The organism is Microbacterium sp. JZ37 (assembly GCF_035188445.1).
Lineage (GTDB): Bacteria > Actinomycetota > Actinomycetes > Actinomycetales > Microbacteriaceae > Microbacterium > Microbacterium barkeri.
The window spans coordinates 1,487,120-1,503,108 of sequence record NZ_CP045253.1; the positions used below are offsets into that span (position 1 = coordinate 1,487,120).

Sequence of the window (15,989 nt, forward strand, 5' to 3'; positions counted from 1 at the left end):
GGAGATCGTGTCCGCGGCACCGTCTAGGGTTGATCCCCGTGCTGAGTCCGTCCTATCCGCAGAGAGCTCCCTGGGGGACGGCGGGCAAGCTGCGCGCGTGGCAGCAGGAGGCGCTCGACATCTACTTCGCGCAGCCCGACCGCCGTGACTTCCTCGTCGCCGCCACCCCCGGCGCCGGCAAGACGACCTTCGCGCTGACCCTCGCGAACGAGCTGCGCCATCGCGGCGAGGTCGATCGGATCATCGTCGTGTGCCCGACCGAGCACCTCAAGACGCAGTGGGCCGACGCCGCGGCGCGCGTGAGCATCCGCCTCGATCCCGAGTTCAAGAACAGCCACTGGCAGCCGGCGCGCCACTATCACGGGGTCGTCGTGACCTATGCGCAGGTCGCGATGAAGCCTGAGGTGCATCGCGAGCTCACGAAGAGCGCGCGCACGCTCGTCATCCTCGACGAGGTGCATCACGGCGGTGACGCCCTCAGCTGGGGCGACGGCATCCGCGAGGCGTACACGCCCGCGGTCCGGCGCCTCTCCCTCAGCGGAACGCCGTTCCGCAGCGACGAGGCGCCCATCCCGTTCGTCGAGTACGCGCCCGACGCGCAGGGCCTGCGCACCTCGATCACCGACTACAGCTACGGATACGGCCGCGCGCTCGCCGACGGCGTCGTGCGCCCCGTGCTCTTCCACGTCTACTCGGGCCACATGACCTGGCGCACGAAGGCCGGAGACGAGCTCGAGGCGCACCTGGGCCAGGACAACACGAAGGACATCACGTCGCAGGCGTGGCGGACGGCGCTCGATCCGAACGGCGACTGGATGCCCGCTGTCCTGCGCTCCGCGGACAAGCGGCTCACCGAGATCCGGCACCACGTGCCCGATGCGGGCGGCCTCGTCATCGCCACCGACCAGACGAACGCCCGCGCGTACGCGAAGATCCTGCATGAGATCACGGGCCAGCGCCCGACGGTCGTGCTCTCCGACGAGGCCGAGGCATCGAGCCGCATCGAGCAGTTCTCCGCGAACACCACGCGCTGGATGGTCGCGGTCCGGATGGTGTCGGAGGGCGTCGACGTGCCGCGGCTCGCGGTCGGGGTCTACGCGACGTCGTCGTCGACCCCGCTGTTCTTCGCGCAGGCGATCGGGCGCTTCGTGCGCGCTCGCCGCAGGGGAGAGGCCGCGAGCGTCTTCCTGCCGAACATCCCCGTGCTCATGGCCCTCGCGACCGAGATGGAGCGGCAGCGCGACCACGTCCTCGACCGCGGCGAGAAGGACGAGGACGGGCTCGACGACGCGCTGCTCGAGGCGGCGGAGCGCGGCGACAAGGCGTCCGACGCGCTCACGCAGGAGTTCGAGTTCCAGTCGCTCGGCTCCGTCGCGCACTTCGACAGCGTCGTGTTCGAGGGGCAGCAGTTCGGGCAGCTCGCGGAACCGGGAACCGACGAGGAGCTCGAGTTCATCGGGCTGCCCGGGCTGCTCGAGCCCGAGCACGTGCACGAGCTGCTCATGCAGCGGCAGAGCCGCCAGTCGAAGCACCGGGAGGCGCGCGAGGCGCGCACGCAGTCGACGGGGGAGGAGACGACCCTCCCCGCTCCACTGCACCGCACCCTCAAGGAGCAGCGCCAGCTGCTGAACAGCCTCGTGGGCGTCTACGCGCGTCAGTCCGGCGAGCCGCATGGCGCGATCCACGCCTGGCTCCGGAAGACGTGCGGGGGTCCGGCCGTCGCGCAGGCGACCGTCGCGCAGCTGCAGAAGCGCATCGACACGCTCCGCCGGCGCGTGCACAGCTGAGGCTCGTTCGGCGCTCCGAAATGCTGTCAATCCGCGTCCTGACGCGGTGACGCGGCGGGCCGCGAACTAGCGTGGAGGCATCCCCCCTCACCTCTCCACGAAGGAGCCCGACGTTGGCCGCGCCCTCCGACCATCCGCTCGCCCCGACCCCCGCAGACCGCCGCAGGTGGGCGCAGTACCTCGTCGACGAGCGTGCGGAGGCCGCCGTCTACGAGCAGCTCGCGCGGCGGCGCTCGGGTGAGGAGAGGGAGATCCTCCTCGCCCTCGCGGAGGCCGAGGGGCGCCATGAGGCGCACTGGGTCGAGCTGCTGGGCGGCGAGCCGGCGAAGCTGCCGTCCGCGAGCGTGCGCACGCGCCTGCTCGGGTGGATGGCCGGGCGCTTCGGCTCGGTGTTCGTCCTCGCCCTCGCGCAGAACGCCGAGGCGCGCTCGCCCTACGACAGCGAGCCGTCGGCGACCGCGGCGATGCGCGCCGACGAGAAGATCCACCACGAGGTCGTGCGCGGCCTCGCCGCGAAGGGGCGCCGTCGGCTGTCCGGCACGTTCCGCGCGGCCGTCTTCGGCGCCAACGACGGGCTCGTCAGCAACTTCGCCCTGGTCCTCGGCATCGGAGCGGCAGGGGTCGCCCCCGAGTTCGTGCTGCTGAGCGGCATCGCGGGGCTCCTCGCGGGGGCGCTCTCGATGGGCGCCGGCGAGTTCGTGTCGGTCCGCTCGCAGCGCGAGCTGCTCGAGTCGACGGAGCCGAGCGGCTACGCCGACGGAGGGCTGCCCGATCTCGACCTCGAGGCGAACGAGCTCGCGCTCGTCTACCGGGCGCGCGGCCTCGGGGAGCAGGAGGCGCTCGAGCGCGCGCGCACCGTCATCGAGGATGCGAAGCGCGGCAGCATGCCCGCCCGCGCGCGGCACGGCGACGCCCACGAGGTCGTCGGCGGCGCGTGGCGGGCCGCGCTCTCGAGCTTCCTCTTCTTCGCGTCGGGTGCGATCGTCCCGGTCCTGCCGTGGCTGCTCGGGCTCGGCGGACTGCCCGCGGTGCTGCTCGCCCTCGTGCTCGTCGGGATCGCGCTCATGCTGACCGGTGCGACGGTCGGCCTGCTGTCCGGGGGATCGCCGCTGCGGCGCGGCCTGCGGCAGCTCGGCATCGGCTTCGGGGCTGCCGCCGTGACGTATCTGCTCGGTCTCCTGTTCGGCGTGTCGCTCGGGTGACGCGCCCGGGGTGCACCCCGGTTCGTTGGGGTCCCGGAGGGGTGGTAATGTTGTCTCTCGGTTCGGGAAACGGAATGAGAAGCTCCGGAGAACGGATCACACCCTATGCGCGGGTGGCGGAATAGGTAGACGCGCTAGCTTGAGGTGCTAGTGCCCGTATTAGGGCGTGGGGGTTCAAGTCCCCCCTCGCGCACAGCGGAAGGCCCCGGTCGAGAGACCGGGGCCTTCGCCGTTTCCGGGTAGCGTGGAGCGCATGCCCGAAGCCGAGATCCCCGAAGTCGCCCGCATCGCCGCCGATCTCATCCGGATCGACACGACGAACTTCGGCGGCGGCGACGCGAGGGGCGAGCGCGAGGCGGCCGAGTACGTGGGCGCCTACCTCGAGGGCCTCGGCCTCGAGACCGCGTACCACGAGCCGATCCCGCGCCGCACGAACGTCTGCGCGCGCGTGCGGGGGCGCAATCCCGAGAAGCCGGCGCTCGTGCTGCACGGGCACCTCGACGTCGTGCCGGCGATGGCCGACGACTGGTCGGTCGATCCGTTCGCGGGCGAGATCCGCGACGGCATGCTCTGGGGTCGCGGCGCGGTCGACATGAAGAACATGGACGCGATGATCCTCACGTCGGTCGCCGAGCTGCTGCGCGCGGGGGAGCAGCCGGAGCGCGACCTCGTGCTCGCGTTCTTCGCCGACGAGGAGAACGGCGGCGTCGAGGGGTCCCAGCTCGTCGTGCGCGACCGCCCCGAGTGGTTCGACGGCGCCACGGAGGCGATCAGCGAGGTCGGCGGGTACTCGATCCCCGTGGGTGACCGCAGCGCCTATCTCCTGCAGGTCGGCGAGAAGGCCCTCATGTGGGTCACGCTGGTCGCCCGCGGACGCGCAGGGCACGGCAGCAGGTTCCACCCCGAGAACGCCGTCACGCGGCTGGCCGAGGCCGTCGCGGCCCTCGGGGCGCGCACCTGGCCGGTCGAGCTCACCGAGACGACCCGCCGCCTGCTCGAGGGGATCGGGGAGATCACGGGCGACCCCACGCGCGATCCCGACGCGCTCGCTGCGCACACAGGGCCGGCCGAGGCCTTCGTGAAGTCGACGTTCCGCACGGTCGCCAACCCCACGGGGCTCACCGCCGGGTACAAGCACAACGTGATCCCCGACGCGGCCTCCGCGACCGTGGACATCCGCGTCCTCCCCGGATCGGAGGACGCCGTCCTCGCAGAGGTCCAGCGCATCGTCGGCCCCGACATCGAGATCCGGATGTTCCTGCGCGACATCGGCATGGAGATCCCGTTCGAGGGCCCCCTCGTCGAGGCCATGGTCGGCGCCCTCGGGCGGCACGATCCCGGCGTCCCCGTGCTGCCCTACCTGCTCGGCGCGGGCACGGACAACAAGGCGCTCTCGACGATCGGCATCGCCGGCTACGGCTTCGCCCCGCTGCGGCTGCCGCGCGACCTCGACTTCACGGGGATGTTCCACGGGGTCGACGAGCGCGTCCCGGTCGACGCCCTGGAGTTCGGCCAGCGGGTGCTGACCGACCTCATCCGCACGTACTAGGCCGCGCTCCGTCGCCACCGGTGGTCCTCCAGCCGTCGGTCTGACCTGCTAGCTTCGCCGATATGCTTCCGCTGCTCTGGCTGTGCGGCACATCGGGTGTCGGGAAGTCCACTGTCGGATGGCTTCTCCAACGAGCACTGCGTCAGCGGGGGATCGACGCTGCGTTCATCGACGCCGACCAGCTGCGCAACGCGTCCGGAGTCGACGCAACCGAGGACGACTTCATCGCGGACGGGCTCCGCTCCGTGGAACCCGGGTTCCGGGCTGCGGGAGCATCCCTCCTCATCGTCGCCGGTATCGTCGACGACCCGGAGCACCTCGAGCGCCTTCTTCCAGGACGGGAGCGCCGGCAGGCCCGCGTCGTGTATCTCCGCGCGTCGGACGGGGAGGTCCTCTCGCGCGTGGAGCGACGCGGGTGGAATGTCGAGCTCGGCCCGGAGTCCGTCGCATACGCTCGTCGGTTCGACACACGCTGGGTCGACGCCGTCGTGGACACGACGAGCCGAGACGCGGCCGACGTCGCGGAGGAGCTCGCAGGCATGGACCTCATCGCGGCTCCGCCCCCGGAGACGGATGGCCGGAGCCCGCGCGAGGCGGGCGAGCCGCCGCGGATGACCGTGCTCACCGGTCCCGGCGGCGTCGGCCTCTCGACGAGCGGGTTCCTCGCCTACCTGAGACTCGCATGGGCAGGCGCCGCCGTCGGGTACATCGACAGCCATCAACTCGGCTTCCTCGGCGAGAGCGCGCATCCGCCCGCCGGGTCGGCGCTGCGTGCGACGAACGCAGTGCGGCTCGCGTCGTCGATGGCGCGGCGAGGGGTCCGCCACGTCGTGATGACCGCTGATCCGCGGACTGTCCACGAGGTGGCCGCCCTGACCTCGGGAGTGCGGGTCGTCTGGCTCGATGCCTCCGACCGGGCTCTCGCGTCGCGGCATCACGCGCGGGCGCGTGGGGAAGGGCCTCCTCTGGTGGGTGATCATCGCCGCGGACTGGGCGCCGCAGCGATCCGGGATGGCGTGGAGAGGGCGATCCGCGAATCGCGCGATCCGTCGGCGAGGCAGACGGGAGCGGAGGTGATCGACACGACCGACCTTCGGGCTGAGGAGGTCGCCGACTGGATCGCCGACCTCATCCGCACGTAGGAGCCCGCGCTCCCCGGTCATCCGGGAGTCTGACGCGATCATCAGCAGCCGTCGCCTAAAGTCGTGACGTCGCGCGCTCCGCCGCGGCATCGCGAGAGAAAGACCCCATGTCGTTCATCGAAGCCATCATCCTCGGGCTCGTGCAGGGCCTGACCGAGTTCCTCCCGATCTCCTCGAGCGCGCACATCCGCGTCGTCGGCGAGTTCCTGCCGTCTGCATCGGACCCGGGAGCGACCTTCACCGCGATCACCCAGATCGGCACCGAGCTCGCGGTGCTCGTGTACTTCTGGAAGAAGATCGTCCACATCGTGAAGCAGTGGGCCCTGTCCCTGTCCGGACGCGTGCCGCGCAACGACCCGGACGCGCGGATGGGATGGCTCGTCATCATCGGCACGCTCCCGATCGGCGTGCTCGGCTTCCTCTTCCAGGACGTCATCCGCGACGTCTTCCGCAACCTCTGGCTCGTCGCGACCGTCCTCATCGTCTTCGGCATCATCCTCGGTCTCGCCGACCGCTACGGGCGTCGCGAGCGCGACATGGCGCACATCACCTATCCGCACGGGCTCACGCTCGGCGTCGCGCAGGCGCTCGCGCTCATCCCCGGCGTGTCGCGTTCGGGGGCCACGACGACCGCCGCTCGCGCGCTCGGCTACAACCGCACGGCGGCGGCCGAGTTCTCCTTCCTGCTCGCCGTCCCCGCGGTCTTCGGCAGCGGCCTCTACGAGCTCATGCACGCGCTCACCGAGCCCGGCGAGCAGGGCTACGGGATGGCCGAGACGCTCGTCGCGACGGTGATCGCGTTCGTCGTGGGCTGGATCGTCATCGCGTACCTCATGCGGTACCTCAAGCGCGGCAGCTTCCTGCCGTTCGTGCTGTACCGCGTGGGCCTCGGCCTCGTGCTGTTCGCCCTGCTCGCGACCGGCGTCCTCACCGCGTACTGATCGGGAAGGGGCGCCCAGGTGCGGCGCCCCTTCCGCTCAGCGGCGGCCGTCGCGTCCGTCGCGCGGGTCGTCGCGGTGGAGGTACCGCTCGAACGCCTTCGCGATCGCGTCGCCCGATGCGTCGGGCGAGTCCACGGTGTCGCGCGTCTGCTCGAGCTGGCGGATGTACTCGCTCATCTCCTCGTCGTCCGCGGCCGCCGCGTCGATCGTGGCCTCCCAGGCGGCGGCGTCGGTCGCGAGGGTCCCCTTGGGGACGATCGCGCCCGTGAGCTCCTCGAGTCGCGTGAGCAGTGCGAGCGTCGCCTTGGGCGACGGCGTCGCGCCTGCGACGTAGTGCGGGACGCTCGCCCACAGCGACAGCGTCGGGATGCCCGCCCGCTCGGCGGCGTCGCCGAGCACGGTCAGGATGCCGACCGGCCCCTCGTACGTCGAGCGCTCGAGGCCCAGCTGCGCCCGGACCTCGGCGTTCTCGCTGCTTGCGAACACCGAGATCGGCCGCGTGTGCGGCACATCCGACATCATCGATCCGAGCGTCACGAGGCCCGTGATGCCCTCCGTGAGCGCGCGGTCGACGAACTCGCTCGCGAACGAGCGCCACGCGCGGGCCGGCTCGCTTCCCGTGATCGTCCAGAACCACACGTCGCCGGTGCCCTGCTCGGGGCGGTGCAGCGTCGCCTCGGGCCAGCGGAGGCTGCGGCCGCCCTCCCCGTCGGACTCGATCTGCGGCCGCGTGTACTGGTAGTCGAAGTAGAGCTCGGGGTCGACCGAGAACGCGGGTCTGAGGTCGGCCTCCTCGCGCAGCTGCCGCACGGCTCCCGTGGCGGCTTCTCCGGCGTCGTTCCAGCCGTCGAAGGCGGCGACGATGATCCTGCGTCCGAGTGTCTGCACCGGGTTCCCTCCTCCCGCAGCGCGGGTGTCCGTCCAGGTTAGTCCCGGATGCCGCCCCAGTAGGCTGAACCGGTGACAGTGAAGCAGCCCCACGCCGTGCTCTGGGACATGGATGGCACCCTCATCGACTCCGAGCCGTACTGGATGGCCGCGGAGACGCCGCTCGTGGAGAGCTTCGGCGGCACGTGGGACCACGAGCAGGCTCTGCAGCTCGTGGGCCTCGGCCTGCACGACGCCGCGCGCGTCCTGCAGGGAGCGGGCGTGCGGATGGAGGTCGACGCGATCGTCGAGCACCTCACCGACGACGTGCTGCGCCAGATGGGCGAGCTCGGCGTCCCGTTCCGCCCTGGCGCGCAGGAGCTCCTGCGCGAGCTGCGCGCGGCCGGCGTGAAGACCGCGCTCGTCACGATGTCGATGCACCGCATGGCGGCCGCGATCGTCGAGCTGCTCGAGTTCGACGCCTTCGACCTCGTGCTCGGCGGAGACGACGTGCCGATGCCGAAGCCGCACCCCGACCCGTACCTGCGCGCCGCCGAGCTGCTCGACGTCGACATCGCGCACACGGTCGCGATCGAGGACTCGCCCAACGGCCTGCGCGCCGCCGTCTCGTCGGGCGCCGTGTCGCTCGGCGTGCCGCACTTCGTCGGTCTCGACGGCGTCGGCGCACACGAGCTGTGGCCGACCCTCGAGGGCCGCGGCATCGCCGACATCACCGCGCTGTACAGCGCCCACCGCTCCTGACCCCCATCTCCCGGAGGACACCCATGACCGCGCCTCGCGGCCCCTTCCGCTTCGGCGACCGTGTGCAGCTCACCGGCCCGAAGGGCAGGATGCACACCATCACGCTCCGCGAACGCGGCGAGCTCCACACCCATCACGGCGTGCTCCGGCACGAGCAGCTCGTCGGCCAGCCCGACGGGTCGGTCGTGGAGAACTCGAGCGGACACGAGTACCTCGCGCTGCGGCCCCTGCTCCGCGACTTCGTGATGTCGATGCCGCGCGGCGCCGCGATCGTCTACCCCAAGGACGCGGCGGCGATCGTCGCGCAGGCCGACATCTTCCCCGGCGCGGTCGTCGTCGAGGCCGGCGTCGGCTCGGGAGCGCTGTCGCTGTCGCTGCTGCGTGCGGTGGGAGCGTCCGGACGGCTCATCTCGTTCGAACGGCGCATGGAGTTCGCCGAGGTCGCGATGGCGAACGTCGAGACCTTCTTCGGCGAGCGCCCTGCGCACTGGTCGGTCGTCGAGGGCGATCTCGCCGAGGCGCTCCCCGGCGCGGTCGAGCGGGGCAGCGTCGACCGCGTCGTGCTCGACATGCTCGCACCGTGGGAGGTGCTCGAGCCGGTCGCCGACGCGCTCGCTCCCGGCGGCGTCGTCATCTGCTACGTCGCGACCGCGACGCAGCTGTCGCGCGTGGCCGAGTTCCTGCGCGGGCTGGGCTGCTTCACGGAGCCGGAGGCGAGCGAGACGATGGTGCGCGGATGGCACGTCGACGGGCTCGCGGTGCGACCGGATCACCGCATGGTCGCGCACACGGGCTTCCTCATCACGGCGCGCCGCCTCGCCCCGGGCGTCGTGCCCCCCGAGGTGAAGCGCAGGGCGTCGAAGAAGAGCTACACCGACGAGGACCTCGAGATCTGGACCCCCGGCGCCGTCGGGGACCGCGACATCACCGACAAGAACCTCCGCAAGCGCGTGCGCGAGGCGCAGCGCGCGGCGGAGGGCGCTCGCCTCGCGGCCGGTGCGGTGTCGGGGGAGGGCGAGCAGGATGCTTAGACTGATGCCCGTGCGCAAGACCCCCGCTCTCCTCTCCGTCGCCGCCCTGACCACGCTCGCCCTGGCCGGCTGCAGCCCCGTCGGAGGATCCGGCGCATCGTCGTGCGACCGTGCAGAGGGCGCCGACCCGACGCTTCCCGACCTCGTCCAGGTCGACGGAGCACTCGACGAGGCGCCGCAGGTCGACATGCGGTCGCCGTTCCACGTCGACGAGACGGCGTATGCCGACGTCGAGGTGGGCGACGGCCCCGCCATCGCGACGATGGACCAGGCCGGTGTGCTCGACATGACCCTCTACGACGGCACGACCGGCGAGATGATCATCGGCACGTCGTACTCGGGCGACCTCTCGAGCGTCGGCGCCCTGTCGCAGTGGACCACGCAGTTCCCGGGCCTCGAGGACGCGCTCGAATGCGCGACCGAGGGCTCGCGCGTGATCGCCGCGCTCGCCGAGGACGACGTGGCCCCCGAGGCGCGGCAGACGTACGCCCAGGCGGGCTTCCCGCAGGAGGGCTCGATCGTCGCGGTGGTCGACGTGCGGAAGGTCTACCCGGCAGCCGCCTCGGGGACGCTCCAGTACAACGACGGGTTCGGCCTGCCGAGCGTCGTGCGCGATCCCGACGGACGCCCGGGCATCGTCGTCCCCGACGCGCCCGCGCCCGAGGAGCTCGTCGTCCAGACGCTCATCAAGGGCGACGGCGAGAAGCTGACCGCCGACGACACGCCGCTCGTGCACTACACGGGCGTCCTGTGGGACGAGAAGACGGTCTTCGACTCGTCGTGGGAGAACGGATCGCCCGTCCCGTTCCCGCTCGACGGCGTCATCGAGGGCTTCACGAAGGGCCTCGTGGGCCAGACGATCGGCTCGCAGGTCATGATCGTCGTGCCCCCGGAGCTCGGATACGGCGACGAGGGCCAGGGGACGATCCCCGGCGGCGCGACGCTCGTGTTCGTCGTGGACATCCTCGGCGTGCAGGACGCGCCCACCCCGTAGCGGGTGCGCCCCTCGCCCCGCGGGGATCCCTAGGATGGCTCTCGTGGCCGAGCGGATCCCAGCGGAAGAGCGACTGATGAATCTCGTGGTCGCCCTCGTGGCGACCGAGATCGGCCTCACGAAGCAGCAGATCCTCGACAGCGTGTCGGGGTACCGGCAGCGCGCCGGCGCGCGGTCCGACGCGCTCGACAAGATGTTCGAGCGCGACAAGGACGACCTCCGCGCGCTCGGTGTTCCCCTCGAGACCATCCCCTCGAGCACGGACCCGAACGACCTCCGCGACGCCCGGTACCGCATCCCGAAGTCGGAGTACCACCTCCCCGAGGACATCTCGTTCTCGCCGTCGGAGCTCGCCGTGCTGAGCCTCGCCGGCGAGGTGTGGAGCTCGGGATCGCTGTCGGCCGAGGCGCGCTCCGGGCTGCGGAAGATCCGCGCGCTCGGCATCGACGTGGATGAGCCGATCCTCGGCTTCGCGCCACGGCTCACGGCGCACGAGCCCGCGTTCGCGCCGCTCCAGTCGGCCATCGAGGCATCCCGCACCGTGACGTTCGCGTACCTCAAGCCGGGGGAGGAGCGCGCACGCCGCCGGCGGCTGGCACCCCTCGCGCTCGTCGAGTACGAGGGGCGCTGGCACGTCTACGGCCGCGACCTCGACGCGGACGCGGACCGGACGTTCCTCCTCAGCCGCATCACGGGCGACGCCGAGACGACGGCGGAGACCTTCGACCGATCCGCACGCGAGGGAGCGGGCGAGCGCGCCCTGTCCGGGCTCGAGGAGGTCGCGGCGAGGCAGCGCGCGCTCGTCGAGGTGACGCCGGGCAGCGAGGGCGCCCTCCGCCTGCTGCGCCGCGCGGAGCCCGCCGTGCAGGGCTACCGCGTCCCCTACGTCGACCGGCACATCTTCGCCGACGAGCTCGCCTCGTACGGTCCCGAGGTGCGCGTCGTGGAGCCCGCGGACCTGCGCGAGGCCGTCATCGAGCGCCTGCGCGCGGTCGCCGCGCTGCACGAGGGGGAGGCCCGATGACCGTCCAGCGACCGAACCTCCTCGCGAGCGACCAGGTCCGCATCCTCCTGACGCTCGTGCCGTTCCTGTTCGAGCGCGGCGAGGTGTCCGTCGACGACGCGGCGGCCGAGTTCGACGTGACGCCGGCGCAGATGCGCCGGCTCGTGCGGCGCCTGCCGCTCATCGGACTCCCCGGCGAGGACGGCTGGTACCAGATGCCGAACGAGATGTTCGACATCGACTGGGACCTCCTCGAGGAGCACGACGTCATCCTCATCAAGGAGAAGGTCGCGCTCGACCGCGCGCCGCGGCTCACCGCGCGCGAGGCCGCCGCGCTGCTCGCGGGTCTGCAGCTCGCCCGCGGCATCCCCGGGGTCGCCGACACCGAGGTGTACGCCCGCCTCGTCGAGAAGCTCGCGCGCGGTGCGTCGGGAGCACCCGCCGAGCTCGTCGTCGCGCCCGAGCCGGTCGACGAGGTGCGATCGCTCGTCTCGCGCGCGCTCACGGTGCGGGTCGCGCTGTCGTTCACCTACCGCGCACCTGACGCCGGGCCGACGACGCGCACCGTCGACCCCATGAGCGTCCTCATCACGAACGGGCAGTGGTACCTCCAGGGGTGGTGCCACCTGCGGCGCGCGGTGCGGACGTTCCATCTCGACCGAGTGAGCGAGGCGCGCCTGACCGACATCCCGATCGAGCATCGCGACGAGCGCGCGGGGGAGGCGGGCTTCGGGCAGGTCGACGGCGATCAGATCGCGGTCGTGCGGTACCCCGCGGATGCCGCTGCGCTCCTCGGCGACTACCTCAGGCACGCCGAGGTGTCCGAGGAGGGCGGCACCGCGACCGCCCGCATCCGCATCGCGGACGCGCAGACGCTGCGCCGACTCGCCGCCCGGCTCGGCGGGCGGCTCGAGATCGTGTCGCCGCCGCAGGCGCGCCGCGCGGCAGCCGAGTGGGCCCGCGCGGGGCTCGCGCTGTACGGAGTCAGCTGAGCGTCCTCGAGGAAAACAGTTTCCGATCGCCGGGCCGACCTCGGCGCGTCGGGTCGACGGGCTAGAATCGCCTCGAACCCAGACTTCCGATCGATGGAGACCCCTCATGCTCGGCAATCTCAACGGCTGGCACCTGCTCATCCTGCTGGCCGTCATCCTCCTCCTCTTCGGCGCGGCACGTCTCCCTGCCCTCGCCAAGAGCGTCGGCCAGTCGGCGCGCGTCTTCAAGGGCGAGATGAAGCAGATGAAGGAGGAGAGCGGGGAGGACGACACGAAGAAGGCCGCCGAGCCGGGGTACACGCTGAACGGCGAGACCGTCGAGCGGCCGAAGGCGGATGGCTCCGCCGGCAGCACGCCGCAGAGCTAGCCGCGCATGGCGACGACCGACACGGAGGTCGCCATGCCGGAGGACGGGCCGTACCGCGACCGCAAGATGACCCTCGCGGCGCATCTGCTCGAGCTGCGCAAGCGGCTCATGATCGCGGCCGCCGCGCTCGTCGTCGGCATGGTGGTGGCCTTCCTCATCACCGATCCCGTCATCCACCTCCTCACACAGCCGATCGCGCTGGTCGCTGAGAGGCGGGGAGACGACTTCGCGCAACTGAACTTCGACTCCGTCACGGCGGGGTTCGACATGCGCATGCGCATCGCGTTCGCGCTCGGTCTGCTCATGTCGGCGCCGGTCTGGCTGTGGCAGATCTGGGCGTTCATCATGCCGGGCCTCACGCGCAAGGAGGTCCGCTACACGGTCGGCTTCATGGCCACGGCGATCCCGCTCTTCTTCGCGGGCTGCTACGTGGGCCTCGTCATCATGCCCCACATCATCGAGCTGATGGCGTCCTTCGTGCCCGAGGCGGGTGCGCAGTTCTACAAGTACGACTACTACTACGACTTCGTCTTCAAGCTCCTGCTCGTCCTGGGCGTCGCGTTCGTGAGCCCCGTGTTCCTCGTGGCGCTCAATCTCGCGGGAATCATCACGGGCAAGGCCATCCTCAAGGGATGGCGGGTGGCGGTGGTCGTGGCGACCGCGTTCGCCGCGATCTCGACGCCCGCGGCCGACATCACGTCCATGCTCCTGCTCGCGGGCATCCTCATCGTCCTGTACGTGCTCGCGGGGCTCCTGTCGATGCTGTTCGACCGGCGCAAGCGCAAGCGCCATCCGGAGATGTTCGTCGACCCCGAGGTGTGAGCGGCGCCAGCCGCATGCGCGCGCGATAGTCTTCGAGCATGAGCGGCCTGAGCCCATCCGAAAGCTACGCCGCAGCCCGCGAGAGCCGTCGGCACCCGATCACGACGGCCTTCGCTGAGGCGCAGCGCTTCGAGCTCGACCCGTTCCAGGTGGCGGGCTGCCAGGCGCTCGAAGACGGGCGCAGCGTGCTGGTCGCCGCGCCCACGGGCGCGGGCAAGACCATCGTCGGCGAGTTCGCCGTGCACCTCGCGATGCGGACGCCGGGGGAGAAGGCCTTCTACACGACGCCCATGAAGGCGCTGTCGAACCAGAAGTTCCGCGAGCTGCAGCAGGTCTACGGCGAGGACGAGGTCGGCCTGCTCACGGGCGACACGAACATCAACGCGCACGCGCGCGTGGTCGTGATGACGACCGAGGTGCTCCGCAACATGATCTACGCCGGCTCCTCGGCGCTGCGCGGGCTCCGCTACGTCGTGATGGACGAGGTGCACTATCTCGCCGACCGGTTCCGCGGCGCGGTGTGGGAGGAGGTCATCATCCACCTCCCGCAGGGCGTGCGGCTCGTCTCCCTCAGCGCGACCGTGTCGAACGCGGAGGAGTTCGGCGACTGGCTCGACACCGTGCGCGGCGACACCGAGGTCATCGTGTCCGAGACGCGGCCCGTTCCGCTCGAGCAGCACGTCCTCGTGCGCGGCGACCTCCTGCCGCTGTTCGACGAGAGGGCGGGTGCCGCGGCCGCGCAGGTCAACCAGGAGCTCATGCGCGTGCGCTCGTCGTTCGCGCAGAGCCATCGGGCCAACGAGGACTTCTTCGACAAGCGGCGCCGCGGTCGGCGGCCGTCGTACCGGCGGCCGGGGCCCGCCGGGCGCATGGAGCGGATCGACCGGCCGCAGGTGATCGAGCTGCTCGGGCGCCAGAACCTGCTCCCCGCCATCTTCTTCATCTTCAGCCGGATGGGCTGCGACCAGGCGGTGCAGCAGGTGCGCCGATCGGGCGTGCGGCTCACGACGCAGGACGAGCGCGCCGAGATCCGGCGCATCGTGGACAAGCGGATGGCCAGCCTGCCCGACGAGGACCTCGGGGTCCTCGGGTTCTGGGAGTGGCGCGAGGATCTCGAGCGCGGGGTCGCGGCGCACCACGCGGGCCTCCTGCCGGCCTTCAAGGAGGTCGTCGAGGAGCTCTTCCAGCGCAAGCTCGTGAAGGCCGTCTTCGCGACGGAGACGCTCGCGCTCGGCATCAACATGCCCGCGCGCACGGTCGTGCTCGAGAAGCTCGAGAAGTTCAACGGCGAGGCCCGCGTGCCGATCACGTCGGGGGAGTACACCCAGCTGACGGGCAGGGCGGGCCGCCGCGGGATCGATGTGGAGGGCCACGCGGTCGTGCAGTGGACCGACGGACTCGACCCGCAGGCGGTGGCGTCGCTCGCGTCGCGGCGCACGTATCCGCTCAACTCGAGCTTCCGCCCCACGTACAACATGGCGGTCAACCTCATCGACCAGTTCGGCAAGGAGCGCGCACGGGAGATCCTGGAGTCGTCCTTCGCCCAGTTCCAGGCCGACCGCGCCGTTGTGGGCCTCGCACGGCAGGTCAAGGAGGCCGAGGAGTCCCTCGCCGGATACGAGAAGGCCATGGCGTGCGATCGCGGCGACTTCGCCGAGTACGCGGGGATCCGGCGCGAGCTCAGCGACCTCGAGAAGGCCGACCGCAAGGACGTGAGCGCGTCGCGCGCTCGGCGTCAGCAGCGCCTGGACCGCATCCAGAGTCTGCGCAAGCGCATGCTGCGGCACCCCTGCCACCAGTGCCCCGACCGGGAGAAGCACGCGCGCTGGGGCGAGCGGTTCTGGCGACTGCGTCGCGACGTCACGAAGCTTCGTCGTCAGATCGAGGGGCGCACGGGGAGCGTCGCGCGCCAGTTCGACCGCATCCTCGACGTGCTCGCGGAGCTCGAGTACGTCGAGCCGGGCGAGGCCGGCCTCGCGCTGACCGCCGCCGGCCGCAGGATGCGGCGGATCTACGGCGAGCGCGACCTGCTCGTGGCGGAGTCGCTCCGGCAGGGGCTCTGGAGCCGGCTCGACGCCGCGGGCCTCGCGTCCCTCGCCTGTGCGCTCGTCTACGAGCCGCGGCGCGACGAGGCGCCCGAGGCGCACGGCCTGCCACGGGGAGCCTTCCGGGAGGCCCTCGCCGCGACCGAGGAGCTCTGGAGCCGACTCGACGACCTCGAGCGCGATCACGGGCTGCCGGGATCGAACCCGCCCGCGACCGCGCTCGCGACCGCCATGCACATGTGGGCGCGCGGCCAGGCCCTCGATCGGGTGCTGACGGCCGCCGACATGGCGGCAGGCGACTTCGTGCGCTGGGCCAAGCAGACGATCGACCTGCTCGACCAGCTGTCGATCGTCGCGGAGGGCGATCTCGCGCGCACTGCGCGGACCGCGCTCGACGCCGTGCGACGGGGCATCGTGGCCTACAGCTCCGTGTGAGCGCGGCCCGCGCCTCGTCCAGGCAGTCGCCGAGGCGCGGGCAATAGGCT

14 protein-coding genes and 1 tRNA gene are annotated in these 15,989 nt (G+C 71.5%); 14 read left to right on the forward strand and 1 reads right to left on the reverse strand.

Annotated elements, in window-relative coordinates; genetic code table 11:
• The first annotated feature begins 29 nt into the window (after nt 1–29).
• The 6 genes from GC092_RS06640 (at nt 30) to GC092_RS06665 (ending at nt 6,621) form a co-directional block, all read left to right on the forward strand.
• A complete protein-coding gene (locus GC092_RS06640; RefSeq protein WP_374727734.1) occupies nt 30–1,787 on the forward strand; it encodes a DEAD/DEAH box helicase in 1,758 nt (585 codons plus the stop codon).
• Between the two features lie 113 nt (nt 1,788–1,900).
• Complete coding sequence (locus tag GC092_RS06645) at nt 1,901–2,989, forward strand: VIT1/CCC1 transporter family protein (protein ID WP_324014546.1); 1,089 nt, start codon at nt 1,901–1,903, stop codon at nt 2,987–2,989.
• A 107-nt stretch (nt 2,990–3,096) separates the two neighbouring features.
• Nucleotides 3,097–3,182: transfer RNA gene (locus tag GC092_RS06650), tRNA-Leu, on the forward strand.
• A gap of 60 nt (nt 3,183–3,242) precedes the next feature.
• On the forward strand, nt 3,243–4,538 hold the full coding sequence (locus GC092_RS06655) for a M20/M25/M40 family metallo-hydrolase (protein WP_324014548.1): 1,296 nt from the start codon (nt 3,243–3,245) through the stop codon (nt 4,536–4,538).
• A 62-nt stretch (nt 4,539–4,600) separates the two neighbouring features.
• The gene (locus GC092_RS06660) at nt 4,601–5,680 is read left to right on the forward strand and encodes an AAA family ATPase (RefSeq protein WP_324014550.1); all 1,080 of its coding nucleotides are present in this window, start codon (nt 4,601–4,603) and stop codon (nt 5,678–5,680) included.
• Nucleotides 5,681–5,787: 107 nt separating this feature from the next.
• Nucleotides 5,788–6,621, forward strand: coding sequence for an undecaprenyl-diphosphate phosphatase (locus tag GC092_RS06665; protein WP_271172112.1), 834 nt, complete (start codon nt 5,788–5,790; stop codon nt 6,619–6,621).
• Nucleotides 6,622–6,657: 36 nt separating this feature from the next.
• On the opposite strand, the gene GC092_RS06670 is transcribed toward GC092_RS06665, so the two are convergent.
• A complete protein-coding gene (locus GC092_RS06670; RefSeq protein ID WP_271172111.1) occupies nt 6,658–7,509 on the reverse strand; it encodes a PAC2 family protein in 852 nt (283 codons plus the stop codon).
• A gap of 72 nt (nt 7,510–7,581) precedes the next feature.
• On the opposite strand from GC092_RS06670, the gene GC092_RS06675 reads away from it, so the two are divergent.
• From GC092_RS06675 to GC092_RS06710, 8 genes are all read left to right on the forward strand, one after another.
• A complete protein-coding gene (locus GC092_RS06675; RefSeq protein ID WP_282977978.1) occupies nt 7,582–8,250 on the forward strand; it encodes an HAD family hydrolase in 669 nt (222 codons plus the stop codon).
• A 23-nt stretch (nt 8,251–8,273) separates the two neighbouring features.
• Nucleotides 8,274–9,281, forward strand: coding sequence for a tRNA (adenine-N1)-methyltransferase (locus tag GC092_RS06680; RefSeq protein ID WP_324014554.1), 1,008 nt, complete (start codon nt 8,274–8,276; stop codon nt 9,279–9,281).
• A 10-nt stretch (nt 9,282–9,291) separates the two neighbouring features.
• A complete protein-coding gene (locus GC092_RS06685; protein ID WP_324014556.1) occupies nt 9,292–10,275 on the forward strand; it encodes an FKBP-type peptidyl-prolyl cis-trans isomerase in 984 nt (327 codons plus the stop codon).
• 34 nt (nt 10,276–10,309) lie between these two features.
• Nucleotides 10,310–11,299, forward strand: a complete 990-nt coding sequence (locus tag GC092_RS06690; protein ID WP_324014559.1) for a helix-turn-helix transcriptional regulator — start codon at nt 10,310–10,312, stop codon at nt 11,297–11,299.
• Nucleotides 11,296–12,270, forward strand: a complete 975-nt coding sequence (locus tag GC092_RS06695) for a helix-turn-helix transcriptional regulator (protein ID WP_324014560.1) — start codon at nt 11,296–11,298, stop codon at nt 12,268–12,270. The genes GC092_RS06690 and GC092_RS06695 overlap by 4 nt, the downstream gene beginning before the upstream one ends.
• A gap of 106 nt (nt 12,271–12,376) precedes the next feature.
• On the forward strand, nt 12,377–12,637 hold the full coding sequence (tatA, locus tag GC092_RS06700) for a Sec-independent protein translocase subunit TatA (RefSeq protein WP_271172106.1): 261 nt from the start codon (nt 12,377–12,379) through the stop codon (nt 12,635–12,637).
• A gap of 6 nt (nt 12,638–12,643) precedes the next feature.
• Nucleotides 12,644–13,459, forward strand: coding sequence for a twin-arginine translocase subunit TatC (gene tatC, locus GC092_RS06705; RefSeq protein ID WP_271172105.1), 816 nt, complete (start codon nt 12,644–12,646; stop codon nt 13,457–13,459).
• A 38-nt stretch (nt 13,460–13,497) separates the two neighbouring features.
• The gene (locus tag GC092_RS06710) at nt 13,498–15,939 is read left to right on the forward strand and encodes a DEAD/DEAH box helicase (protein WP_324014562.1); all 2,442 of its coding nucleotides are present in this window, start codon (nt 13,498–13,500) and stop codon (nt 15,937–15,939) included.
• The last annotated feature ends 50 nt before the right edge of the window (nt 15,940–15,989 follow it).

Coding starts and splice junctions, on each gene's coding strand:
- GC092_RS06655 (WP_324014548.1), top strand. CDS start 3,243: ATGCCCGAAGCCGAGATCCCCGAAGTCGCCCGCATCGCCGCCGATCTC.
- GC092_RS06660 (WP_324014550.1), top strand. CDS start 4,601: ATGCTTCCGCTGCTCTGGCTGTGCGGCACATCGGGTGTCGGGAAGTCC.
- GC092_RS06665 (WP_271172112.1), top strand. CDS start 5,788: ATGTCGTTCATCGAAGCCATCATCCTCGGGCTCGTGCAGGGCCTGACC.
- GC092_RS06680 (WP_324014554.1), top strand. CDS start 8,274: ATGACCGCGCCTCGCGGCCCCTTCCGCTTCGGCGACCGTGTGCAGCTC.
- GC092_RS06690 (WP_324014559.1), top strand. CDS start 10,310: ATGGCTCTCGTGGCCGAGCGGATCCCAGCGGAAGAGCGACTGATGAAT.
- GC092_RS06695 (WP_324014560.1), top strand. CDS start 11,296: ATGACCGTCCAGCGACCGAACCTCCTCGCGAGCGACCAGGTCCGCATC.
- tatA (WP_271172106.1), top strand. CDS start 12,377: ATGCTCGGCAATCTCAACGGCTGGCACCTGCTCATCCTGCTGGCCGTC.
- tatC (WP_271172105.1), top strand. CDS start 12,644: ATGGCGACGACCGACACGGAGGTCGCCATGCCGGAGGACGGGCCGTAC.
- GC092_RS06710 (WP_324014562.1), top strand. CDS start 13,498: ATGAGCGGCCTGAGCCCATCCGAAAGCTACGCCGCAGCCCGCGAGAGC.